23 protein-coding genes are annotated in these 22,112 nt (G+C 45.4%); 11 read left to right on the top strand and 12 right to left on the bottom strand.

The genetic code is table 11. From position 1 onward, the window contains the following. Positions 1-20: 20 nt before the first annotated feature. The 4 genes from ACP7FG_RS03015 (at position 21) to ACP7FG_RS03000 (ending at position 1,580) form a co-directional block, all read left to right on the top strand. The gene (locus ACP7FG_RS03015; protein ID WP_011234468.1) at positions 21-374 is read left to right on the top strand and encodes a cupredoxin domain-containing protein; all 354 of its coding nucleotides are present in this window, start codon (positions 21-23) and stop codon (positions 372-374) included. A gap of 214 nt (positions 375-588) precedes the next feature. Then, positions 589-1,032, top strand: coding sequence for a hypothetical protein (locus ACP7FG_RS03010; RefSeq protein ID WP_417442873.1), 444 nt, complete (start codon positions 589-591; stop codon positions 1,030-1,032). Positions 1,033-1,124: 92 nt separating this feature from the next. Beyond that, positions 1,125-1,394: a DUF5676 family membrane protein gene (locus ACP7FG_RS03005; RefSeq protein WP_133566291.1), complete on the top strand. Its 270-nt coding sequence runs from the start codon at positions 1,125-1,127 to the stop codon at positions 1,392-1,394. 45 nt (positions 1,395-1,439) lie between these two features. Next, positions 1,440-1,580: a cupredoxin domain-containing protein gene (locus ACP7FG_RS03000; protein ID WP_153849795.1), complete on the top strand. Its 141-nt coding sequence runs from the start codon at positions 1,440-1,442 to the stop codon at positions 1,578-1,580. Positions 1,581-1,722: 142 nt separating this feature from the next. Here the strand turns inward: ACP7FG_RS03000 and merA are convergent, their stop codons facing one another. The 3 genes from merA to merT are packed head-to-tail and all read right to left on the bottom strand — an operon-like array spanning position 1,723 to position 3,845. Further along, entirely contained in the window at positions 1,723-3,126 is a 1,404-nt protein-coding gene (gene merA / locus ACP7FG_RS02995; RefSeq protein ID WP_133566289.1) for a mercury(II) reductase, read from the bottom strand. A gap of 55 nt (positions 3,127-3,181) precedes the next feature. After that, positions 3,182-3,481 carry a mercury resistance system periplasmic binding protein MerP gene (gene merP, locus ACP7FG_RS02990; protein ID WP_034818174.1) on the bottom strand — a complete coding sequence of 100 codons (300 nt, stop codon included), beginning with the start codon at positions 3,479-3,481 and terminating at the stop codon, positions 3,182-3,184. A 13-nt stretch (positions 3,482-3,494) separates the two neighbouring features. Continuing rightward, a complete protein-coding gene (merT, locus tag ACP7FG_RS02985) occupies positions 3,495-3,845 on the bottom strand; it encodes a mercuric ion transporter MerT (protein WP_011234881.1) in 351 nt (116 codons plus the stop codon). Between the two features lie 74 nt (positions 3,846-3,919). Between merT and merR the strand changes: the two genes are divergently transcribed. Next, positions 3,920-4,363 (top strand): Hg(II)-responsive transcriptional regulator, encoded by a 444-nt coding sequence (gene merR, locus ACP7FG_RS02980; protein WP_126772022.1) that lies wholly within the window; start codon positions 3,920-3,922, stop codon positions 4,361-4,363. A gap of 51 nt (positions 4,364-4,414) precedes the next feature. On the opposite strand, the gene ACP7FG_RS02975 is transcribed toward merR, so the two are convergent. The 5 genes from ACP7FG_RS02975 to ACP7FG_RS02955 form a co-directional block, all read right to left on the bottom strand. Further along, on the bottom strand, positions 4,415-4,750 hold the full coding sequence (locus ACP7FG_RS02975; protein ID WP_126772020.1) for a YnfA family protein: 336 nt from the start codon (positions 4,748-4,750) through the stop codon (positions 4,415-4,417). 2 nt (positions 4,751-4,752) lie between these two features. After that, positions 4,753-5,640 (bottom strand): cation diffusion facilitator family transporter, encoded by an 888-nt coding sequence (locus ACP7FG_RS02970; protein WP_417442872.1) that lies wholly within the window; start codon positions 5,638-5,640, stop codon positions 4,753-4,755. A gap of 62 nt (positions 5,641-5,702) precedes the next feature. Next, positions 5,703-8,900, bottom strand: coding sequence for an efflux RND transporter permease subunit (locus tag ACP7FG_RS02965; RefSeq protein ID WP_417442871.1), 3,198 nt, complete (start codon positions 8,898-8,900; stop codon positions 5,703-5,705). An 11-nt stretch (positions 8,901-8,911) separates the two neighbouring features. Continuing rightward, entirely contained in the window at positions 8,912-10,057 is a 1,146-nt protein-coding gene (locus tag ACP7FG_RS02960; RefSeq protein ID WP_110014394.1) for an efflux RND transporter periplasmic adaptor subunit, read from the bottom strand. 3 nt (positions 10,058-10,060) lie between these two features. Continuing rightward, positions 10,061-11,311 (bottom strand): TolC family protein, encoded by a 1,251-nt coding sequence (locus tag ACP7FG_RS02955; protein WP_110014393.1) that lies wholly within the window; start codon positions 11,309-11,311, stop codon positions 10,061-10,063. A 211-nt stretch (positions 11,312-11,522) separates the two neighbouring features. Here ACP7FG_RS02955 and ACP7FG_RS02950 point away from each other — a divergent pair, with 211 nt between their 5' ends. The 6 genes from ACP7FG_RS02950 (at position 11,523) to ACP7FG_RS02925 (ending at position 14,807) form a co-directional block, all read left to right on the top strand. After that, a complete protein-coding gene (locus ACP7FG_RS02950; protein ID WP_034733748.1) occupies positions 11,523-11,708 on the top strand; it encodes a hypothetical protein in 186 nt (61 codons plus the stop codon). Positions 11,709-12,129: 421 nt separating this feature from the next. Further along, on the top strand, positions 12,130-12,438 hold the full coding sequence (locus ACP7FG_RS02945) for a hypothetical protein (protein WP_417442870.1): 309 nt from the start codon (positions 12,130-12,132) through the stop codon (positions 12,436-12,438). 97 nt (positions 12,439-12,535) lie between these two features. After that, the gene (locus tag ACP7FG_RS02940) at positions 12,536-12,988 is read left to right on the top strand and encodes a JAB domain-containing protein (RefSeq protein WP_417442869.1); all 453 of its coding nucleotides are present in this window, start codon (positions 12,536-12,538) and stop codon (positions 12,986-12,988) included. A 182-nt stretch (positions 12,989-13,170) separates the two neighbouring features. After that, on the top strand, positions 13,171-13,647 hold the full coding sequence (locus tag ACP7FG_RS02935; protein WP_278420680.1) for a JAB domain-containing protein: 477 nt from the start codon (positions 13,171-13,173) through the stop codon (positions 13,645-13,647). A gap of 39 nt (positions 13,648-13,686) precedes the next feature. Next, a complete protein-coding gene (locus tag ACP7FG_RS02930; RefSeq protein WP_417442868.1) occupies positions 13,687-14,124 on the top strand; it encodes a hypothetical protein in 438 nt (145 codons plus the stop codon). A gap of 122 nt (positions 14,125-14,246) precedes the next feature. Next, complete coding sequence (locus tag ACP7FG_RS02925; RefSeq protein WP_439225471.1) at positions 14,247-14,807, top strand: tyrosine-type recombinase/integrase; 561 nt, start codon at positions 14,247-14,249, stop codon at positions 14,805-14,807. A gap of 143 nt (positions 14,808-14,950) precedes the next feature. Here ACP7FG_RS02925 and ACP7FG_RS02920 read toward each other — a convergent pair whose 3' ends face one another. The 4 genes from ACP7FG_RS02920 to ACP7FG_RS02905 form a co-directional block, all read right to left on the bottom strand. Continuing rightward, positions 14,951-18,757 carry an SIR2 family protein gene (locus ACP7FG_RS02920; protein ID WP_439225470.1) on the bottom strand — a complete coding sequence of 1,269 codons (3,807 nt, stop codon included), beginning with the start codon at positions 18,755-18,757 and terminating at the stop codon, positions 14,951-14,953. A 325-nt stretch (positions 18,758-19,082) separates the two neighbouring features. Then, the gene (locus ACP7FG_RS02915; RefSeq protein WP_439225641.1) at positions 19,083-19,622 is read right to left on the bottom strand and encodes a YagK/YfjJ domain-containing protein; all 540 of its coding nucleotides are present in this window, start codon (positions 19,620-19,622) and stop codon (positions 19,083-19,085) included. A 631-nt stretch (positions 19,623-20,253) separates the two neighbouring features. Beyond that, positions 20,254-21,822 carry a YfjI family protein gene (locus tag ACP7FG_RS02910; RefSeq protein ID WP_439225469.1) on the bottom strand — a complete coding sequence of 523 codons (1,569 nt, stop codon included), beginning with the start codon at positions 21,820-21,822 and terminating at the stop codon, positions 20,254-20,256. Further along, positions 21,812-22,039: a helix-turn-helix transcriptional regulator gene (locus ACP7FG_RS02905; RefSeq protein ID WP_439225468.1), complete on the bottom strand. Its 228-nt coding sequence runs from the start codon at positions 22,037-22,039 to the stop codon at positions 21,812-21,814. Before ACP7FG_RS02905 ends, ACP7FG_RS02910 begins: the two co-directional genes overlap by 11 nt. Positions 22,040-22,112: the final 73 nt, after the last annotated feature.

Here is a 22,112-nt window from a genome sequence, read left to right as displayed (position 1 = left end):
GCGCATTCAGGAGAATAAATATGTTATTTATTAATATTGCTGGTATCGCTCTGATCGCACTGATCGTCTGGTGGTTTTGGCTTTACACGCCCAAGCAGATGAAGCTGGGAGAAGGTGATTGGGTGATTGCCGTCGAAAACGGCACCTACTCGCCTTCGAGAATAAACGTACCTGAAGGTAAGCCGGTTGAACTCAGGTTTCTGCGGAAGGATCAATCGCCTTGCTCTGAAACTCTGCTTATCCCTGACCTGGAAATCAGTGAAACGTTGCCTTTTAACAAATTAAAGCCAATTCAAATACCAGCACTGGAACCCGGAGAGTATGACTTTCATTGCCAGATGCAAATGTATCGGGGAAAAATCGTTGCTGGTTAAATGGCTTAAAACGTCCAGGTCACAATGAGAATTTTAAAAGTTTTCCGCTAGATTCAATGAAATTCAATTTCATCGAAGGCATTGAAGAATTCGGCGATGAATACTGCCGTTATATGGGATCTACGTCAGCGTGGGTTCCAAGATTTAACTGTAATGAAATAACGTCAAATTAATGAAACCAATACAATTTGGTCATAATCAAGAGGGTAATAGAATGAAAAAAGTACTTTCAGCTTTAACTATCACAGCTTTAATGGCCTCTCCTGTCTTTGCTGATGCTCAGCATAAACATGGCGATGATAAAAAAGGTTCAATGAGTGGAATGATGCACCATGAAAAAATGACATCAATGCATGAGCACATGCAGGAAATGCGCGAAGCTATGGAAAAAATAAAAAGCGAATCTGACCCCAAGAAGCGTAAAGAACTCATGCAAAAACATATGAAGTCAATGCAGAAGGGCATGCAAATGATGAACCATGGGATGGATAAAGGCATGAACAAAGGAGAACATAAAAAGGGAGACAAAGCAGAGCAAATGGGCAAAGAGAATATGATGAATAAAATGAAAATGATGGAGCATCGAATGGATATGATGCAAAAGATGATGGAGCAAATGATGGAACACCAAAGTGAGGAAATGAAGCAGGGTAGTTAAGCGATATAAGGCATTCGCTTAAGATTAAGTGCGGTTATTTATAGGAATAAGTAGCCGCGCTTTTTATTTGATTTTGCAATTTTTTAGGACAAATGATGAAGCTTGATGCAAGTAAATTTGGTTTAGCAGCTGGCGCCGCCTTTGCTGTAGTATGGTCCATCTGCACTTTACTCGTGCTTTTTTGGCCTTCTAGCATGATGGCGTTAACAGAAAGCATGGTTCACGGTAAATTTTCTGGTTTCGAGTGGAATTTCAGTTTTAGTGGATTTGTTACGGGATTATTCGGGTGGTCCTTGGGAGCTATGATTACTGGCTGGCTAATTGTAACGTTATATAATAAACAAATGAAAACGGCTAAATGAGATTGTTGTCAAACTGGAAGCCTTTAAATCTGTTGCTCTGAAACTTTGCTTATTCCTGATCTGGGGATCAGCGATACTTTACCGACCAATAAGTTAAAGTTGATCGAATTGCCAGTATTAAAGACCGGAGAATACGATTTTCATTGTCAGATGCAAAGGTATCTAGGAAAACTTATTGTCAAATAAGTGAGACAAATAAGAGCTAATATGAATGAAAAAAAAGTGCTTATAACAACTATTATCACTCCTGAACTAGCTTAACCTATCACCAACCAGCAGCTAAACCCGAAATATTGGTAACTGTCCAGTGAAGTTAAGCTAGGTTATCTCACCCAGCGCAGCAAGATAATTGGCTAACATCTTTAGTAAACGTTTGAGCGCATAATTTTAAGCCTTCTACCATCGTAAGGTATGGGAAGAGCTCATCAGCCAACTCATTGACTGTCATTCCTGCTCTTATCGCCATTACAGCAGCTTGAATCAACTCACCAGCTTCTCCTGCGACGACTTGAACACCGAGCAGCCGGCCGCTGCCACTTTCTGCGACAATTTTTATAAACCCTTGGGTATCGAAGTTAACCAATGCCCGTGGGACATTTTCAAGGCCCAACGTGCGGCTTTCGGTGACGTAACCACCAGTTTTAGCATCAGCTTCTGATAAACCCACCGTGGCGACTTGTGGATCAGTAAAGATAACCTCGGGCATTGCACTGAGATCAAGATGCGCATCACCGCCCGTCATGTTAATAGCGGCTCGGCTGCCGCCTGCGGCGGCGACATAGACAAACTGCGGCTGATTCGTACAGTCGCCTGCCGCATATACTCTTGAGTTAGAGGTTTGCATGCGATCGTTAATCGTTATGGCACCGCGCTCGGTTTGTACGGCGATGGTTTCTAAATCGAGGTTTTCCGTATTGGGCGTGCGGCCTGTGGCCACGAGCAGTTGTTCTGCTTTTAATGTTCCGGCATTGGTTTTGAGAATGAAGTGTTGTCCGTCGTAACGCACTTCGCTGGCTTCTGTATGCTCAAGCACATTGATGCCTTCGTGATAAAAAACAGTGGCTATTGCCTCACCAATGGCAGGCTCGTCTTGGGATAACACCCGACTGCGAGCCAAAACAGTAACTTCACTACCGAGACGCGCGAAGGCCTGTGCTAATTCAAGAGCAACGACCGAGGCTCCAATAATAGCGAGGCGTTTAGGAATGTTACTTAGCTCTAATGCGCTTGTCGAAGTAAGGTAAGGGGTTTCAGCTAAGCCGGGGATGGGGGGTTGTGCGGGTCGGGCCCCGGTGCCGATAAAAGCACGGTCAAAGTAAACCGTTTGCTCACCGCCATCGCGAAGTGATACGGAAAGAGTTTCATCGTTTATAAAGCGGGCTTCGCCGTTAATAACGGTAATGGCGGAATTCTCTCTAAGAATACTCTGGTATTTGGATTCACGGAGTTCTTCTACCCGAGCCTGTTGTTGCTCGAGGAGAGCTGATCGATTTACCTTAAGAGTATGAGTACTTAAGCCTTTATCAAAAGGGCTTTCTCGCCGCAGTTGGGCGATATGAGCCGCTCGGATCATGATTTTAGACGGGACACAGCCAATATTGACACAAGTTCCGCCAATAGTACCTCTCTCAATGAGCGTCACTCGGGCACCTCTCTCGGTCGCTTTGAGTGCCGCAGCCATCGCACTGCCGCCGCTACCAATGACAGCAATGTGTAAATTGTTATTACTCATAACGGTTACTCCTTGGTCTTTCAGTTTTACAGCAGCTATAAGGCATTGTGATGTTTCATGACTGATTTTTTGGTGCCGTTGCTTTCAGTGTTGATGGGTATCCTGCATTTGTCGTTGCTTCAGTGAGCTGCTTAACTGACGTTTTTTCGTCGTCGAATGTCACGGTTGCATCCCGCTCTTCAAAACGGACATCGACGGCGCTCACACCTGCAACTTGGCCAAGTGCAGCTTTGACAGTAATTGGGCAGGTGACGCATGTCATACCGGGTACTGATAGCGTAACCGTTTTCTCAACCGCCAATGCGGGCATGCTAAACAGTAAAAATAAAATGGTTGTTATCATTGTTTTTTTCATCGTGTATTGCCTCCTAGTAAAACAAAGGAACAACATAGGGGTAAGCCAATGCTGTTAAAGTAAGCACCGCAACGAGCCAAAACATCACTTTGTAGCTCTTACGAGCATTTGGCGTTGCGCAGGTGTTATCAGGGTTGCAGTCATCAGCACGCCGGTATATTCGACGCCAGGCAAAGAATATGGCAATCAATGCAATGGTAATAAAAATGGGTCGATAAGGCTCAAGTGCTGTGAGGCTCCCAATCCAGGCCCCGGATACACCGAGTGCAAGTAATATGAGGGGACCCAGACAACACGCAGATGCGAGAGTCGCTGCGATCCCTCCCGCGAGAAGAGAGCCCCGACCAGATTTTGAATTTGACATAAGAGTAACTCCTTCGGGCATTTTGCTTTAATGTGTTAATCTTAAACCCGTACCTCACTACGGAAGCAATAGCTATGTTAAAAAAACGCAACGTAATGACAATTGGCACGCTGGCCAAAACAGCCGGCGTGGGCGTGGAAACGGTGCGCTATTATCAGCGCCGAGGGCTAATGAGCGAGCCGGAAAAGCCGTATGGGGGGATCCGACATTACGACGAACAAGCGCTTGCTCGGCTTCATTTTATTCGCGCGTCTCAATGGCTTGGATTTAGTCTGGATGAAATTGGTGAGCTATTAACTCTGCAAGATGGCGCTCATTGCGATGAGGCACGGGAGCTTGGGGAGCAAAAGCTCACCAGTGTTCGTCGAAAGATATCGCACTTACAGCAAATTGAACGAGCGTTGAATGAGCTGGTGCAAAAATGCAGCGCCGGACACGGAGATGTCTATTGTCCACTGATGGCCTCGCTTAATGACGGGGTTGAGGACGCTACCACGGACAAACATAAGGTGTGTTAGTCTGTGTAGTAAAACTTTTGAGCGGAGTTCTTTAACTGAATTGCTTTATAGCTAACGCCAGCCATACACAAGAATCCCCATACCGGTTAGCACAAACGCCGTGCCAATCAGGTCGAAATTGGATAGTGGCGATTTATCGACAATTCGCAGCCAGACTATGGCAGTTAACACGTAAATACCACCATAAGCTGCGTAGACCCGCCCGCTTTCCGCTGGATGAAATGTTAATAAGTAAGCAAATAAAGCCAAGCTTATTGCTGCCGGAATGAGCAACCAAACGGAATGACCCTCTTTGAGCCATAGGTAGGGTAAATAGCAACCGACAATTTCGGCAATTGCGGTTGCAATAAATAACCCGAGCGTTTTCAATAAAAATAATGCACTCATTATCAGTTGTCCCTACACGCTTCATCAGGATCTTCTAGTTCTACCGTTGTATGGCTTAAAGCATAGGGCGCAAGGACGTCATCGATGCGCTGTTTTAAATTCCTACGGGCCTCGATATCAAGATTTTCAGTTAACACCAAATGAACGGTTAATACATGCTCCTCGCCATCTAGTGACCAAAAATGCAGATGGTGTAGGTCAGCAACATGAGGTAGCTCCAGCAAAGTGTCAGCGACTTGTCTGTAGGTTTCTTTGTCCGGAGTTGCTTGTATGAAGAGTTTCAGCGTTGCCCACAGGTTGCGCAGCACATTCACTAAAATAAACATAGTAAAACCAATCGACAGTAGCGGATCGAGAATTGGCCAATCCACAAACAGCAAAACAATACCAACGATAAGTACAGCGACCCAGCCGAGAACATCCTCCAGCAAGTGCCAGTTAATAACGCGTTCGTTTAACGTTTTGCCCTCTGACAATTTGTAAGCAGCAAATCCATTAACTGTAATGCCAACGACGGCTAAAGCAATCATGCCATCAGCGACGGGCATCTGAGGGTTCCAGAGTCTGGGAATTGCTTCCACAAGTACCCAGGCAGAGCCTGCGATTAACACAACGGCATTAATAAATGCACCGGCAAGATTCAGTCTCTTATAACCGTAGGTAAAGTGTTGGTTAGCCTGTTTTTTGCCAAGTTTATTTAGTATCCACGCGAGACCTAACGACAGGCTATCGCCAAGATCATGAACGGCATCAGCTAAAATGGCGGTACTGTTGGTAAGAAAACCACCAATGAACTCAATAATGGTAAAAACAAAGTTAAGCAGAAATGCCCAACCTAATCGGTTGGACGGCATGTCCTTTGAGTGATCATGGTTATGGTGATGTCCCATAATACGTTCCTCTTTTAATAAAAGGGGGCGACAATAACCGCCCCCTTAAATGCTATTGAACCCTAACGGCTTAAATCCTTAATTTTTTGTTTCGAAAACCAAGGATAGAGCACGGGTAAGATAACCAATGTCAGCAGAGTAGCTGATACCAAACCACCAACAATGACGGTAGCCAGTGGGCGTTGAATTTCAGCCCCTGCACCGGTTGCAAACAGCATGGGAATGAGTCCTAACGCTGAGGTTATTGCAGTCATCAATACTGGGCGGAGTCGCGACCATGCGCCATCAAACACGGCATCATTAACCGCATGCCCATCGGTTATTCTCTGGTTAATACTCTCGACCAGAACCACACCGTTTAGTACCGCCACACCAAACAGTGTGATGAAACCCACGGCGCTGGGCACCGATAAGTACTGTCCTGACACATAGAGAGCCACAATACCGCCGATGACTGCCAATGGTACATTCACCAAAATCAACATGGCTTGACCCATGGTGCCGAAAGCAAAATAAAGCAGCAGGGCGATGAGTGCCAGCGATATGGGAACGACAATGGACAAGCGCTCCTGTGCTCGTTGTTGACTTTCGAACTGGCCACCAATGTCGACTGAGTAACCGGTTGGTAAATCCACCTTTTCGTCAATCGCCTTCCGAATATCGGCAACCACGCTGCCCATGTCACGATCCTGAACGTTTGATTGAATCACAACGCGACGCTGGACATCATCACGACGGATTTGCGGTGGTCCTGATTCAATTGCAACGTTGGCGACTTCGCCTAAGGTTACCCAGGCCCCTGAGGGAGTTAACAGGCGTAACGAACGAATAGACTCCGGCGTATCGCGGAATTGCTTGGCCAGCCGCACGTAAATATCATAGCGCTCATTACCGCGAATGATCTGGCCTGCCGAAGCGCCACCCAAGCCATTGTCGACAACGCTCAGTACATCGGTGACATTTAAGCCGTAGCGTGAGAGTTGCTGGCGTTTCGGCGAAACCACGAGTTGTGCTTCACCTTTTATTTGCTCCATCGCTACAGCAACCGCCCCGTCAACTTGCTTGACGGCACCTTCTATTTCCTGGCCTTTACGGGCCAACACGTCAAGCTCGGGTCCAAATAGTTTGATGGCTAGCTGCGATTTTACACCTGAGAGCAGTTCATCAACCCGTGTTGCAATAGGTTGTGAAAAATTAAACAACAAGCCTGGGTGAGCATCGAGTTTTGCCTCCATTTTTTCTTGTAAGGCGTAGCGATCGGATGCCGTTGTCCATTCGGATTGCGGCTTAAGGCCCACATATATCTCGATGTTGCTGATAGGCTCTGGATCACCGCCCACTTCAGCTCGTCCAATGCGGCTGAGTGCGTAGGTGGTTTCCGGGAACGAAATCAGGATTTTTTCAAGCTTCGGAGCCACCTCTAAGGCCGTTTCAAGGTTAGAGGAGGGGGCTAATGTCACGCGAATATTAATCGTGCCTTCTTCCAGTTCGGGAGCGAACTCCGTGCCGAGACGAGGCACTAACACCAAGGCGCCGACAAACAGCACACCGGCCAAGGTAATAACGGCCTTTTTACTGCGTAAAGCGACCGACAATAGTCTTTTATAACCATTATCTAGTGGTTTAAGCAGTTTATTTTCACGAGGCTTAATACCCCGACTGAAAAAGTAACTGGCTAATGCCGGTACAACCATAATGGCCACAAAAACCGCGGAGATAATGGCCAACATAATACTGATAGCCATGGGCTCAAATAATTTAGCTTCAACACCCTGAAAACTAAACAGTGGCATAAAGACCACCAAGATAATCATGGCGGCAAAGAATACCGGTCGTGCCACTTCGTTCGCCGCTTCCTTAACTCGCAGCTTGATACCATGGCTATCGAGTTTGGCTGCCTGAGGATCCGGGTCGCGGTGCTCTGTGCGTTGCTCGGCGTCGTCTTGGTGTTCACTATCCGGACGACTTAAGTGCTTAAAGATGTTTTCAACCATCACCACGGAGCCGTCGACCAGCATACCAATGGCAACAGCAATCCCGCCCAGCGACATCAGGTTAGCTGACATGCCCATCGCGGACATTACCATCAGGGCAATGGCGATAGAAACGGGAATGGACAGTAACACTAAAAAAGTAGCGCGTATGTTGAGCAAAAACAGTGCTAATACTGCGATAATAAAGACAAAGGCAATGAGCAGTGAATACGCGACCGTAGATACGGCTTTTTGTATTAAATCGGCCTGATCATAATACGGCTCAAAGGTGACACCCTCGGGTAATGCTTGCTGAATAAGCGGAATGCGCTTTTTAATACCGTCGATGGTGGCTTTGGTATTCGAGCCCATGCGTTTGAGCACAATACCCGACACCACTTCGCCCAGCTGGTTGACCTCGCCGTCGACTTTACGCGACATTGAGACCGCCCCCTGGCGAATTTCACTACCGATTTCGACGTCGGCAACCTGGCTCAGTGTTACGGAAACGCCGTCAACGGTTTTGAGCGGTATTTGTCGTATTTGTTGCAGGCCTTTTTTACCGCTATCCAACCAGCCGGTGCCGCGAATAACCAACTGCTCCTGACCGCGGGGCATATACCAACCACCAACGTTACCGTTATTCTTGTTGACCGCGCTCATCACATCTTGCTGTGTGAGTTCGTAAGACAGTAACTTCGCGGGATTTAGGTTAACCTGATATTGCTTAACCTTACCGCCAAAGGACAAGACTTCGGTAATTCCCTCAACGGGCATCAGTAGCAGTTTAACCACATAGTCGTTAAGACTGCGTAGCTCCATACTGCTGACACCGGAGCCCGGTTCGGCAAGTAGCAGATACTGATAAACCTGGCCGAGGCCGGAAGAGTTAGGACCCATTTCGGGTGTACCTACGCCTTCGGGTATCAACTCCTTTGCCGCCTGCAGTCGTTCAAACACCAGTTGCCGGGCAAAGTAGATATCGACACTCTCGTCAAACACTACGGTAATGCCCGATAAACCTGTTTTTGAGATTGACCGAACCTCTTTGACGTCGGGCAGAGCATACATCACCGACTCTATCGGATAGGTAATCAGCTGCTCGACTTCGGTCGCTGCTAACCCGGGGGCCTCCGTATTTACCGTTACCTGAACGTTGGTAACATCGGGGAAGGCATCCAGATTAAGTTTGGGAATAACAAAAAATGACGCAATGCTGATGCTGAATAAAGCCAATACCAATAACAGGCGATTAGCGACAGCAAACTGAATAATGCGCTGAAACATACAACCTCCTGTTAGTGGTTATGTGGGTCAAAACCGCCTTTAGCGATTTGTGAGCGAACGAAAAACGCGCCGTTGTCTACGTATTCTGTGCCTTCCTTAACGCCTCGAATAACTTTCCACGGACCCTTTTGATCAATCAACTCGACTTTCTTCGGTTCAAATTTTCCGGGTTCGTGCTCAATGAATATCTGCCAGTCACCATCAGGTGCCCGCATCAAGGCAGAGTCCTTAACTGCAAGCACCGGTCCATCCGACTTGACTGAGAAATAAACATCCGCAAATAAACCGGGATGTAATTGGTCCTTTTCGTTATTTACCGCAAGTCGTACCGTTCGGGTGCGAGTTTTATGGTCTATTGTGTGGCCTTCCTGAATGACTTTTGCCGCAAAGCGGTGATTGTCGACACTCACTGCAACAGGATCACCAAACTGCACATTAAGGTCAGCTGAGCCTGGTAGCCGAGCATTAACCCACAAGGTTTCTTCTTGCAGAACTTCAACCAAGTGGTTACCGGCATTGACTTGCTGGCCCTGCTTGAAGTTATCGCTAACCACAATTCCGCCAATTTCTGAGGTCAGTTGGTATTCGCCGATAGGGTAATTAGCTTTACTTAAACGCTTAATATCACTGACCGACATACCAAATGCTTTGAGTTGCGCGTGCGCTGAGGTAAAGGCATTTTTCGCTTCGACAAAGCGTTTTTCACCCACCGTTGACTCACCTAGTGACTGCACGCGTTGCCATTCGTTAAGTGTGACTAAATACTGACTTTGCGCCTCTGCCATAGTTGCGCTGAAGAGTGTGGCTAGTGGTTCACCTTTTTCGACGTGATCGCCAATACTGACAAAACGTTTGAGTACGGTCGAATCGATGCGCGGACTCACGATGTAGCTGTTAAAGTCGTTAGCAACCACCTCGCCCGGGGCATAAACCGGGTATTCAATGACTTGAGTTTGCAAGGTTCGCGTGGTGATATCTGCCATGGACAGCTGCTTGCTGGATAGCTCCACGCCTGCACTTTCCTTATGTTCACCTTGCTCGTGTTTGCCTTCTTCCTTGTGGGTATCTTCTTTTTCGTCGTGTCCGTGTTCATCCTGCGCCATAACCGAAAAGCTCAGCGCAAGTGCTATTGCTGCGTATAAAGGTTTTACTGACATCGTTTACTCTCCAATCTCTGCGTTTGTTTGCTGGCTTAACGGCGATAACGTCAGCGCTTTACTGAGTTCGCCCGAACGGTACAACCATTCAATGGCGGCCAACCGATATTGTGTTTGCAGCGCTATACCTGCAAATTGACTATCGAGCTGCTGTTGCATGGCGGTGAGGTAGTCGGTGGTGGATAAGTCTCCGGCGAGCCAGGACTGTTCAATCACCTGCATCGACTCATCCTGCCGAGATTGAAAGTCTTTTTGCCAGCTTTGCCACTGTTTTTTCACAAAACGATAATTGTTAAGAGATGATTTCAGTGCTGCTTGCCATTGTTGCCTTAGTGCAATCAAACGTTTTTCTTCAGCAACAGCTTCGCTATTGGCTGCGCGTACCGCATCGCTGTAGTTATTGCGAATCTGTAGTGGAATGCTGAATGATAAGCCAACTACTGTTTCGTTATCGCTCTCGCCCGCTTCGACGCCTATGGTTGGGTTGGCGGTGGTTAACGAGCGTTTCCAGTCGACATCGGCGCGCTTTAATTGCCATTGCAGGTAAGCGGCTTTTAACGCTGGATGTTGTTGCCAACGAGCCGTTAACGCAGGTTCAACGTTAAATAGCTCCTCATTAATGGAGAGTTGACCGACATCAGACGTTGTTAGCAGAGCGTTTAACTCTGCTTCAGCGGATTGCAGTTGTTGATAAGCAGCTGCCGTTTGTTGCAGTTGCCGACTTAGTGCGAGTACCGTCAGTTGTTCGTCGACGGCACCTAAGTCACCGGCTTTACGTCGTTCGGCAACCAGGCTTATCGCCTGTTTAACGATTTTCTCTTGCTGCTTGGCCAGTGCGTAACGCTGTTTTGCACCAAGCCATTGCACATAGGTATTCAGCAGCGTTTTAGCATGCGATGTCGCCGACTGGCGATAAATACTCATTGCCATAGCGGTCATTGCGTCACTCTGACTGGCACGTGCTTCATTGCGAGTGCTCCAGTCCAGTGTTTGGCTTAGACCAACAGCGTAATTATTTATGTCACCCTCACGCTCTAAGCGTGATGATAAGCTAGGGTTGTACAAAGGCTGCTTTAATTGCTTGCCCTGTTGAATGAGTGCTTCAGCCTGCTGTTGAGCGGCTTCAACACTGGGGTGTTGCTGCACAGTTTGTTGCCATTGCTCGGGCAACTGTTGTGCATTGGCGTAGCTTGAGCTTATTGCCAGACTTACGGCAACAAACAAGCGTTTGCTATGTGTCGAAAACGGACCCATAGATAGACTCCTCAGTCATATTACTGCGTAAAATAATGATTTTTTTGCGCTGCTATAGCAGCTTATTAGACAGTTATGAGGAGATGGGTGGCCGGAACAGTGGTGATGATAGTGGATTAGTGTAGAACTGGGTGTACCCAGGGCGCATTGTTCCCATTCGTGGTAACGCGAGAGTTTTTTCAGTCTTCATCGCATATAGATGAAACGAGCCATGGCAGTGACAGCAGTGATGGCAGTCAAAGCTGATTTCTCCACTTTTAGGGAGATTGCGCTTATCGATGTGGGATTCGTCATGCTCAAAATTGAGGTGTTGCTCAGAAGAGGACTGGTGAGATTGATGCACATCAGCAACCGCCTGACTGATTTGAGTCAGAACAGCAACAAGCACCAGTATTAAAAATCCGAGTCTAAGCATCATTACCTACGGTTTAAAAAGGCGTCACTACGGTACATTAATTAAAAGTCGTTCTCAATCAAAGCTTGAACTTCCCATAATTTAAAAGATATATCATCAAAAAGAGTGGTTCTGTTTTGATTACTACTAAGTTCCTAAAATAAGGAAATGGGAACAAGTAAACTCACTGAAATCGGATGTTTGTCCCTTGTTATGTGAACTTACGGATATCAGAACGGACTGATGTTGCCGTAGAAATTAACCTATAGCCATCCCTCAAAGAAAATTAATGAGGCTTTTTCTGAGGAGGAGGAACCCTTGCAGGCTTTGGAGGTGGAACCTGATTGGGGATTACTCTTTTATTTTCGGCCATTCTCATCTCCAAGAGATTCACGAACGGGCTTTCTCGGTGGAGGTGGGGGAGGTGGAACCTGGACTCGGCGACCCGGAACCGCAGGTAAGTATTGAGGCTTGGGAGCATACCAACCGACATACAGGTGGCACGTACTTCGTAATTGAAATCACATCAATTGAAGAGCAAGTAACGGTTGAAGATATGCTGGTTAACCGTGGTAACTGCGACTACAGCGATAAAACTCCGTATTCAAGAAAGCCATATCTACCAACTGATCTGAAGTATGGCGAGTCCATCGAGCTTAAAGTCTACGACGACTGTTCTCTGACTGAAATTGAAGTGGTCACCGATAGCGGCTCCACCGTCGTGAATTACTAAAGCTTTGCTAGGGAGTTTAAATGCTCCCTAGCTTTCTTCTCCAGTCGAATTTCAAACCTATATTACCGCTGTGCATTCTTATAGATGGAGAGTTGATATGCACGCACACAAATCAAACAGCTCGTTCTCAAATGCTGAGAGGGAGCTACTGAATAAAGCATTTAATTTAGTACAGTCACGCTTCTTACATGGGCAGGGTTACACAGATCCCTCCATGGTGAAGGAGTTGGTTCAGGACAAATATCAGCAGTGCTCAAAAGAAATCGCGGGTTTACTGCTACTCGATAGCCAACACCGGCTCATTGACAATGTTGAGTTTGAAGGTGGTGAAAAGTTGGCTGCATCCAGTGTGTATCGTGAGGTGCTTAAGGTTAATGCTGCAGCGGTTATTGTCAGTTACTTCTCGCCTTCGAAAGAGCTGAGATACGCAGACAAAGAGCACGATTTATCAACGCTCAAGTCGGCCTTAAACTTGATTGATGTTTCGTTACTCGACTGCATGCTGGTAACAGATGAAGTCGTCTCACTTGCTGAGCGAGGATTACTATAACTGAGTAGCTGCGCCTGCTTGGCGCAGCTACCGAAGAAGTGTTTGCCTTAAATTTTTGTCTTAATTGACCGGGGCTTACAAAGCATCTGTCGGAGCCGTAAAACTTTATTGCGATAGTTAAGAACCCACCAGATTTCAGGCCTATATCACTGCTGTGCATTTACCAAATTAGGAGGTTAACAATGCACACACTTGATAAAGGCTGTTACTCATCAGCCAACAATGAAGCTGAGCGAGACGTTTTTCATCGCGCCAGCCAGATCCTGGAAGAGCGCCATTTACGAGGCCAAGAGCCTTACAACCCGAACGTCATTAAGGATTTCCTGACGTATAAGCTGGCGCACTACGAGCGTGAGGTATTCAGCATCATCTTCCTGGATGAAAAGGGCCACTTCATTGAGTACCGCGAGTTGTTTTACGGCACCATTAATGCGGCCAGTGTTTACCCACGGGAAGTGGTTCGCGCAGCACTGGAAACCAAAGCGTCTTCACTCGTCCTGTCACACAACCATCCATCGGGAGAGCCTGAGCCTTCCAATGCGGATATCCGCCTGACGGAGCGCCTGCAAAAGGCCCTGGCCGTTATCGACGTTGATGTGAAAGACCACATCGTTGTCGGCAAAGAGTGCGTGTCATTTTCTGAGCGCGGTCTTCTTTAGCGCTAATTCACTTGTAACCAAATACTGGAGTAAACCTTTATGGCGGCAATATTTAAAACACCGGCATCTAGAAAGTGGGTAGTGCTGGGAATTAAGGCAGCAATAACTGCATTAGCTCTTTTACCGCAATTGCGAGAGCGCCAGCAAAATACTGGATGTTTAAGGTCAGAGTCTGACTTTCCTAACGCTATGTCAGCAAGCCCACTGGGCCTGCTCCTGCTCGATGAGCGGGGCTATGTCATCACGTCCTACCAAATCCGTCACCACATCACTGATGACTCTGCGGTTGATAGTGAAGGCATAAAACGGGCAGCGTCCACAGCGAAAGCGTACGGAGCTGTTTTAACGTTCGATAAAGGTGTGTATGCCAATGGTCTTTCGATCGAACCTGACGTTGTTGAGAGCGTTAGAGCGGCTTTGGAAGAGGTTGGTGTACGGCTGTTTAACCAAAGCTTTTCGTCTCGTACGGCCCCCTGAAAGACCAAGTTCCCAAATTGTACTTTTGGGAACTCTACATCCCTTATAAAACGGGCACAGATAAGCTAGTCGGGCTTTGAAGTTCTCGTTTCCTTTAAATGCGGTAAATAAGGAACTTAACCATGCCTGAAGTGCAAGCAGTCAAAGATTTAGATAAAGTGAAACTCATTGGTTATTTATTGGAGAAGACATATGGCCAACAGATAGCCGATATCTGGAACATTGGATTAAACTTGGCGTTACGCATTTCAGATTTACTGTCTATTCAGTTTAGTGACATTCAAGGTGACCGGCTAATTTTACGAGAAGGCAAAACCGGCAAGCTAGCGACAATAAAGTTGAATGAGAAAGCGCGAGTAATAATTGAACGTATACGATCTAAGCGTCCTGATGATATTTATCTGTTCCAGTCCTACAGAAGCCGTTGGTCACTTAACCAATCGCCAAAGCCGTTGAGTCGCCGATACGTATCTAAGGCTATTTCTATGATAGGTGAAGAAGTTGGTTTAGCCCTAGGTACGCATTCGATGCGTAAGACGCGTGGCTACCATCTCTACAAGAGCACTAACGACATAGCCAGGGTAATGAAGATGTTAAGGCACAGCTCTGAGGCGGTAACGCTGCGTTATATTGGTATTACCCAAGAAGATGTTGATCGAGACTTTGTGGAGTTAGAAATATAGGGGCGCAGGTCCCTAATTTTTTTAGCTGAGCCGCTCTAACAGCTTAACTATGTTTATTCTGGTTCAGGTGGCTCGGGTACTACGCTCTTCAGAACTAAGTATCTGAAGAGCCTTATCTTGTTTATAACTTGCAACAATAAATCTTACGTGTGCTCAATAAGCTGCATAAGCCGCATATAGCGAATATCTATCGTTAAAGATGGCTCTGCTTCCTCAATAAGCTCTAATATAGTGCTTAACTCATATGGGAGCTCATCTTTATCATTTGAGATTACGAGGTCGAGTAATTCTAGAACGTCAGTTGGATACGTAGTGGTTAGTACAAACTGCTCTTTGCTCTCTCTAGTTAAGTTATAAAGTGAGTGGTTGTTTCCTCTAATTTGAGTTAGAAAACGCGAAGTAGACCTCAGCACATTCGGAAAACTTATACCTGAATCAAGTATCATTGTTACCCACGCGTTAGATAGGCTGGAAGTTCTGTACTTACGCTCTCGAGGCCAAATCTTATTTACAAAAGGGATAACATGATTTGACCACCCGTCATTTTCCCTGTTTCCTATTACTGCAAGTCTGTTTAACGCCACTTGTCTAGCCTTATCATCCATGTCTCGAATGGCATTTCGAACCTTGCTTTCAGCATTCTGATCAACTTTATCTAGTTTAAATATTGCTATCTCAATTATTAACTGAGCGGAAACTCTTGATGCCTCATGACCCCAAGACCATTCGTGAAGAGTCGGAAACAAATTAAATAGTAACGGAGCGAACTGATTCAATAGTTCGTCAGGGGGAAGCCTTCCTGAGTAGAGGAAGCCATTCCATGCGGGCTCGCTATATGCGCTATCAAAGTTAAACCAAGAAATAACTCGGCTATTAACCCATTGAGAATCAAGAAAATATAACCAGCCTAACTGGAATGCTAATATTGAAACTGAATGGTCAGCCCCTTCTCCTGGGGCGTCAAGCAGTTTGTCTAGTCTGCTTTTTATTTTTTGGGGAAGACCCGAGTACACTGATGAATTTAGAGAGTTTAAGATGCTTAACAGACCATCTAACGCATTTCCAATTGGTGAAGATTTACTGTGTGAAAATGTGCGACGTGAATTTTCGACAATTTTACCTCTCTTCGTTACTTGTCCAATAGCACTGCGAGTACAGACTTCTCCACCGTTTATTATCGCATGCACAAGATGATCGAACGTATCAAGTGCGAGTACCTCGTCATATTTGTGCACATTTAGGATATTTTCTTGAATCCATTTTCCAACAGAGTGGTTTAAGCTTTGAACGGTCTTTTCGGGCAACTTTCCTAATCTTCTAACGAAGGTTTCAAACAGTCGTGATGAAGTATTTTGGGGCCATTCCTCAATCAAATTTCGCCAAAAATCTGATGGGTATTCATCGTTTCGTGCCAAGTATGATAAGGCAGAAAGTGCTTTTCGAGGGTTATGTTTTACTAACCCAGTAAATGGGCGCTTATCAGAGTAGGAGTTAGGTTCGCGTACTTGCGCCTCTCTAGCTTTATTTACAATAGTACCGATTGGCTCACTATTAAGCACCTCGTGGTTTTCGTTCACTCCAACAGTTCTCACCGTTGGTAAACGCTCTTTAGTATATTCAGCAGCCCAATTATCGTCCCATTTCGCGAGAGACGAGGTTAAATGCTTTAGCTTTTCACGTTCTCGTTGTGTTAGCGAAATACCTTTGGAAGTTAACCATTGAACATAAAGGGAGGCCTGTCTATTCTTGAACTCAACGTATTCTTGGGCTGCCAAATAATCAGGCTTGTCGGGACCTTCTAGAATACGGTTGATTAATGCTCGTTTGTTTTTCTCTGAAAACTGAGGCCATCGATCTAGCAAAAAGAATAATAGTTCACGACTAACTTTTGGGTCCCAAAATGCAGGTTGAGAAAAGTTGAGTAGTTGCTTGATAGCTTCGTCAGCATTAAAAAGCTCCGCTTGATTTAGAGCGAACAGTTTTAACCTTCTAAAATAAATCTCCCTTTCTGGGGACCATAAGGTTGCATACCCTCTCGCTACACTTGGCTTTTTGGAGATTAGCTTTGAAAACAGTTCCATAAACCAGTTAAAGGTGATGTGCGGTTCAATGTTTTGCCCTTCAATATCCCGGTCTGGGTAACAAGTTGGCTCTGTTAAGAAAACTGTGTTTATTTGCTCGTGGAGTAGACTTGTCCGGTGTAATGTGCGCTCAGCAATACTAAAAACGTCGACAAGCGAGTCGTCCGGGACTTCTATATTCTCGCCGTGCCGATCAGGGAAGCAAACTTCCAAATTTGCTATCTCTGAGAGTGGAGTTTCTGACAAACGTTCTATTGGAGGTCTAGCTGCTGCGATACCATGTGGACGCGTAACCTTAACAGTAGGGCTCGTTGCTGACTCAAGGTCTCTCAATACGGCAGGAGACCAACCCTCAACCTTGAGTCGTTCTTTTATATCAAACCACCTTCCATCCCAGAAAAAATTAGTAGGATCATTTTGGTAGGTAATAATATTGTCCCAAAGGGATCTTATCTCTTGAGTCAGAGCTTTATTGGCACGAAGCTGTTGCTTGAAACCATCTGCAAGATATGGATGTAGACCCGGCTTACGAGCAAGCCACCATGCGATAATAGGACTTCCGGTATGAGCGATTATCCAATTTGATAGGTGGATTAGTCGTGTGGGAAGTTCCCAGCCTCGCGTGCTATTAACCCCCGCTAGCTGAAATGGTGAAGTAGGAATTTCATCCGATTTATTCCATTTTAGAACGCTCTTAAAATCAGGATCATGAGAGTGAAGCTGCTTTCTGCTAGGTATTGGATCATCATCTAACCGGTATTCAAAATATGGATCGAACTGGTCTTCGGGATCGATGTAACTCGAGCTTTTTTCACTACTGCGGCAAGTATTATCAAACACACAAACCCACTCGGCTGGTGGAGGAGGGGTAGCCTTAGCAAATAATCTAGCTCCTGGAGTAGTAGATACCATATGCACCACTTGTCCTCTCTCGTAAGGCTTTAATTCTCGAGGACCTTGCATTGCCATTGCTAAGACATTAGCCCGCCAATTACGCGGGCTCGAGGCTCTCTCAGCCCAAGCATCTAGTGACTCCCAGAGTTTAGAATGATCTTTGTATGCAATGGGAATTACACCTCGATCTCTCCACTTCGACTCGATATCTTCAAATTTACCTTTATCAAAAGCGAATATATTTGAATGTTCTTTCCTATCTCCTTGATTTAACCCTTGCAAGAGGTACTTGACCGGTGGATCCTCAGCACTATATCCGAGAAGAACAACTGTATAATGCTTGAGCAGAGAACGAACAAAGTTCGTAGCCCATCCTTCAGAAAGATATGCGCGTCCGAAATCAGCGCTGCTGAGTACATATGGAGGGGCAGTTGAAGCGCTCTCTTGTAATCGCCCATGGAGATACGTTATTTCGGCTAAAGTTGCTCCTATCTCTATATTTGGAAAATTAGGTGGCACAGATATATTGCTTGCGTTCAAATTTTCTGAGAATTCGAAAAGAAGGTCGAAGTTAGTAGTGACTATTTGCGGTTTCCCTGACTGATCTGCTGATATCGTGCTTATAATTTCGTGATTTTTTGAACGCTGGATATCAGTGTTCGCAACGCTAAGTTTTTCTGTCACCAGTTCATTTACTTCAGCTTTTCCATACTCTTGATAAAGGCTATGAAAAACTTGGTCTAAAGGGACTTCTGGAGCTTTCTTTCCCTCTTTTAAAGGTTTAATAAAATCTATGTAAACATTAGAGTTTTTGGGCGGATCAAAAAAGTCTACTACATGTTTTGTAAGTTCAAAGAACGAGGGCATGCCGGAATTAATAGAAACACCAGCACCACAAAGAAAGACAACTCGACCCCTATCCCTCTTAGTTAAAAGGCTATCTGGAATATTAGGGCCGTCAGAATAAAAACGCATTAAGAAGCTCCCAGTTAGGAACTGTTTAAACTAAACCAAATGCTTAAAGTGCTCAACCACTAAGTACTCCCTCGACTGCTTCGTATATAAATTGAAGTGAAAAAGCAGAGCGACACAAGGTTCGCGAGCACAACCATGTGACGAGGCGCATTAGGGACGTATTAAAACAAAATAGACGTCCCGGTGCTTTACCACATCGTAGTAGCCCAGGAAACGGTTACTTTTGCTGAAAGGGGGCAGATGTATTGTCGTTAAGAACGGAGGGAGGCCAAGTATCCCCCCGCTACGTTGCTTGGTGCCTTATGCTGGCGCTTTATTTTTTGTCTTATTTACGGCTTGTGGTGAACGCCGGGCGTCCTCGCCGGTATAGAGTCGTCTTTTCCTTGCATAAATAACTGAAATGTCGAAATGCTTTTTGATGGTCAGGGTCAAAAGAATTTAACGGACCCTGTAGACGGTAATAAGAGGGCGTAGAGCCATGTATTAGGTATTCAGTTGTATTCTCATCAACACCAACAACGTTATGCCAAGCTTCTCTGATGATTACCGCTAACTGCGAGTCATCGTCAGGGCCTAGATGACCAACTCGCATGAACATGTCGTTACTTACGAACAGTACGACGTGGTAATGCTCATACGGAGACTGCACGCTTTGCTCGACTTTTTGGGCATAGCGGACAGTACACTTGTGAGGATAGGGTTTGATCTTTTTCTCATTCTCATATTTGGTTCTCACTTTTCGATTGATGATTCTAAAGAAGTCTTCCATCGGTGATACACGATGCGGAGGCATACCAGCTAATGGCACCTTCAAGTCAAATCGCACTGCTAACGTTCTATTATGACCTTGGAGAGCTCGCTCCATGGTGTTATAAAGGCGATTTAAGTCACCCTCAATATATGGCGCATGTTGAGACCACAAAGGGAAATCTCTGTAGGAGCTATCGTAGTAGAGGGTATGGTTGTGGTTCATTGGATTGCGTATTGGTAAATTCATATTTTGCTCCTTGATCATTGACCACTCATAGATGCTCTGATCCTGTAATCTTTAACCATAAGTCAGACGGTAAGCTTTGGGGCTTACCTATTACTGACTAAGCATTGGTTACTAGACGTACCAATGAATGATACAAACAGCATTAGTAATAAGTATTACTATTACCGAAAAAACGAGTGTCGGCATTCACGTCACATTTTGATCCAACGTGACGGTGTTCCCGACGATTTTGATTAACCTTTCGTGTTCGGAAGTTAGAATCTACTTGGCAAAAAATTTTGCCGGTTGGGCAATGCTACGAGGCTGATCAGTTCCTCGCAGCTAGAGCCGTTTTCAGGCCATTCTCAAGTCGAAATGGTCGAAAACCTTGATACTCTTGATACCGGTATCAGAAATATCTACTTTTCATGGTCTTCAGCTCTGGACTAGAGCTTCGTTTAAGTATTAGCTGTTAGCACCTCTCTATAAAGTTTGTGAAATACGCAACTACAAGGCTTGACTAAGTCCACCTTGAGGCTGTCGAATAAGGCGGTATACGTATTAGAGGTGGATTGCCGATATAGTCGCTAGAAAGGTTTTGGGCATTACAAAAGTTTTCCCAAGCTCTAGGCTCGTAGATTTCGTATGGTTTTAAATCAATAACGACTAAGCCACTTTTGTATGTGTAGACCTTAATCTCACCCCAGTTTGCAAGCACTTCTAACGCTTGATCCCTATCCGCGACATTGCGCATAAATGATAGACTACTTCTACGTAGAACCCCTTTTCTAACGTAGCGTTCTGCGTTGTCTCTGAGCTGTTGAAAATACGCCTTGAGTTCAAGTGCATTTCTTATGTAATCCGGGTAGTGTTTAAAGTAACTCAAATAGTCGTCAGAGCAGTGAAAAACTATCCGCTCAGCGTCCCTGAGAATTCCCAAACTAATTTCAGCTCCAGGTCCGCGCTCAAAATAGGTGAGTAGGCCGGCGACGCGAGTGATATTTTCAAATAACTTACTGCCGTGGTCTTTGGCATACTCTAATCGACATCCTGGCTGCTGTGATGCCTCAATTTCGTTGTACAATTCAATTGCGGGCTCTTTCGCCTCTTCAGAAAGTTTAATAAGTTTACGATTTTTATCACGACCCTCCTTTAAACCTTTAAGTTCATTTAGCAACTCATTTATTCTCACGTTAAACCGTTTTTCACCCTCTCCGTTTTGTTCCTTGAGACTAGCTTGGTCGATAAACCTAAAGCCTTGGTTACTGCCTGGGCAACTAAAAAGGAATCGCGCCCAGAAGCCAATAGCAATAGCTTCCTCACCATGTTTCTTATTAAACTTCTTTAACGCTTTATCTTGAATTAACACCGAAAAGGTTAACCTCGCATTCTCTATCGAGAAGCTATCGCCTGTTTTTCGGTGCACTCTGTATGGTTCACCTGACCATTGACTATTAAAAAAAGTAATGTTTCTAACCACATGTCCGTTAAATACAGTCCCCCCTTCGTTAGATAAAATTGTGGCAAAGCCAGGACCTCGGTACATCTGGTCTTGCACCGCTTCAGTAGTAGCATCCTCAAATATAAAGTTTGGTTGAGTAGGCGCCTTTGGTTTTTGTCCGTTGACTGAGATTAACTTCTGTTCCGCTGCCTCCATCAGTTCATCGTTATCTGATGCGCACGCCGCTCGTAACTTGTCTTTTGCATCTCTCCGCTTTTCGTCAAAGATTTCACGCTTCGTTTCGTATAACTCCTTCTTTAGCAAATAGTTTTCGAGTTCTTCATTTTGAAAATCATGAATTGCTGAAAACACCCGCTTGGCGACAGCTGTTTTTCTGACTCCTGAACTTCCTTCTGCACATAGGAATAATGATGTAGGTACAGTTCCCCCAAAAATTGATTCAACATCCGCAATTTCCTGCACCACAGTTGCCATGGAGCCGAGCAAACTTTGCAGTACTAATCCTTCAGAAGCTTGTATACTCCTAGTAATAGACTCAATCGCTCCTTGTGTTATCGGGGTATGGTGCAGTCCCCCCTCTAGGCTTCGATTAAGGTTGGGGGGAGGCAGCACTGGGTTATTGTGCATCTCTTTCCTCCATACGTTTTTCCAGCCATTCCAAAACCTCATGTTCCATGTATCGAACCGAACGTTCACCTATGCTGACAGGTCGGGGATAAGTCGGATCATAACTTTTGGACTTACTATCTAGTTTTGCAAAATGATACGATTTTGAAATGGAAAGTAGATTGAGAACTTCCTGCAGTTTCAATGCTCGTCCAGCGAATTGTTGTTGAGCATGCATTTTGACTCCTTAGTAGTTAGCTGCTTTCAACCCGGTCAATTAGAGTCCATTTCTCTTGCCATGTGAATTAATT

Source organism: Idiomarina sp. ST10R2A5 (genome assembly GCF_051842325.1).
Lineage (GTDB): Bacteria > Pseudomonadota > Gammaproteobacteria > Enterobacterales > Alteromonadaceae > Idiomarina > Idiomarina abyssalis.
Note: the sequence above shows the minus strand (reverse complement) of the source record. Positions and strands in the feature narration are given on the sequence as shown.

Bases quoted from the DNA above. Each gene is read 5' to 3' on its own strand.
- ACP7FG_RS03015 (WP_011234468.1), top strand. From the start codon at position 21: ATGTTATTTATTAATATTGCTGGTATCGCTCTGATCGCACTGATCGTC.
- ACP7FG_RS03010 (WP_417442873.1), top strand. From the start codon at position 589: ATGAAAAAAGTACTTTCAGCTTTAACTATCACAGCTTTAATGGCCTCT.
- ACP7FG_RS03005 (WP_133566291.1), top strand. From the start codon at position 1,125: ATGATGAAGCTTGATGCAAGTAAATTTGGTTTAGCAGCTGGCGCCGCC.
- merA (WP_133566289.1), bottom strand. From the start codon at position 3,126: ATGAGTAATAACAATTTACACATTGCTGTCATTGGTAGCGGCGGCAGT.
- merP (WP_034818174.1), bottom strand. From the start codon at position 3,481: ATGAAAAAAACAATGATAACAACCATTTTATTTTTACTGTTTAGCATG.
- merT (WP_011234881.1), bottom strand. From the start codon at position 3,845: ATGTCAAATTCAAAATCTGGTCGGGGCTCTCTTCTCGCGGGAGGGATC.
- merR (WP_126772022.1), top strand. From the start codon at position 3,920: ATGTTAAAAAAACGCAACGTAATGACAATTGGCACGCTGGCCAAAACA.
- ACP7FG_RS02975 (WP_126772020.1), bottom strand. From the start codon at position 4,750: ATGAGTGCATTATTTTTATTGAAAACGCTCGGGTTATTTATTGCAACC.
- ACP7FG_RS02970 (WP_417442872.1), bottom strand. From the start codon at position 5,640: ATGGGACATCACCATAACCATGATCACTCAAAGGACATGCCGTCCAAC.
- ACP7FG_RS02965 (WP_417442871.1), bottom strand. From the start codon at position 8,900: ATGTTTCAGCGCATTATTCAGTTTGCTGTCGCTAATCGCCTGTTATTG.
- ACP7FG_RS02960 (WP_110014394.1), bottom strand. From the start codon at position 10,057: ATGTCAGTAAAACCTTTATACGCAGCAATAGCACTTGCGCTGAGCTTT.
- ACP7FG_RS02955 (WP_110014393.1), bottom strand. From the start codon at position 11,311: ATGGGTCCGTTTTCGACACATAGCAAACGCTTGTTTGTTGCCGTAAGT.
- ACP7FG_RS02950 (WP_034733748.1), top strand. From the start codon at position 11,523: ATGGCAGTGACAGCAGTGATGGCAGTCAAAGCTGATTTCTCCACTTTT.
- ACP7FG_RS02940 (WP_417442869.1), top strand. From the start codon at position 12,536: ATGCACGCACACAAATCAAACAGCTCGTTCTCAAATGCTGAGAGGGAG.
- ACP7FG_RS02935 (WP_278420680.1), top strand. From the start codon at position 13,171: ATGCACACACTTGATAAAGGCTGTTACTCATCAGCCAACAATGAAGCT.
- ACP7FG_RS02930 (WP_417442868.1), top strand. From the start codon at position 13,687: ATGGCGGCAATATTTAAAACACCGGCATCTAGAAAGTGGGTAGTGCTG.
- ACP7FG_RS02925 (WP_439225471.1), top strand. From the start codon at position 14,247: ATGCCTGAAGTGCAAGCAGTCAAAGATTTAGATAAAGTGAAACTCATT.
- ACP7FG_RS02920 (WP_439225470.1), bottom strand. From the start codon at position 18,757: ATGCGTTTTTATTCTGACGGCCCTAATATTCCAGATAGCCTTTTAACT.
- ACP7FG_RS02915 (WP_439225641.1), bottom strand. From the start codon at position 19,622: ATGGAGCGAGCTCTCCAAGGTCATAATAGAACGTTAGCAGTGCGATTT.
- ACP7FG_RS02910 (WP_439225469.1), bottom strand. From the start codon at position 21,822: ATGCACAATAACCCAGTGCTGCCTCCCCCCAACCTTAATCGAAGCCTA.
- ACP7FG_RS02905 (WP_439225468.1), bottom strand. From the start codon at position 22,039: ATGCATGCTCAACAACAATTCGCTGGACGAGCATTGAAACTGCAGGAA.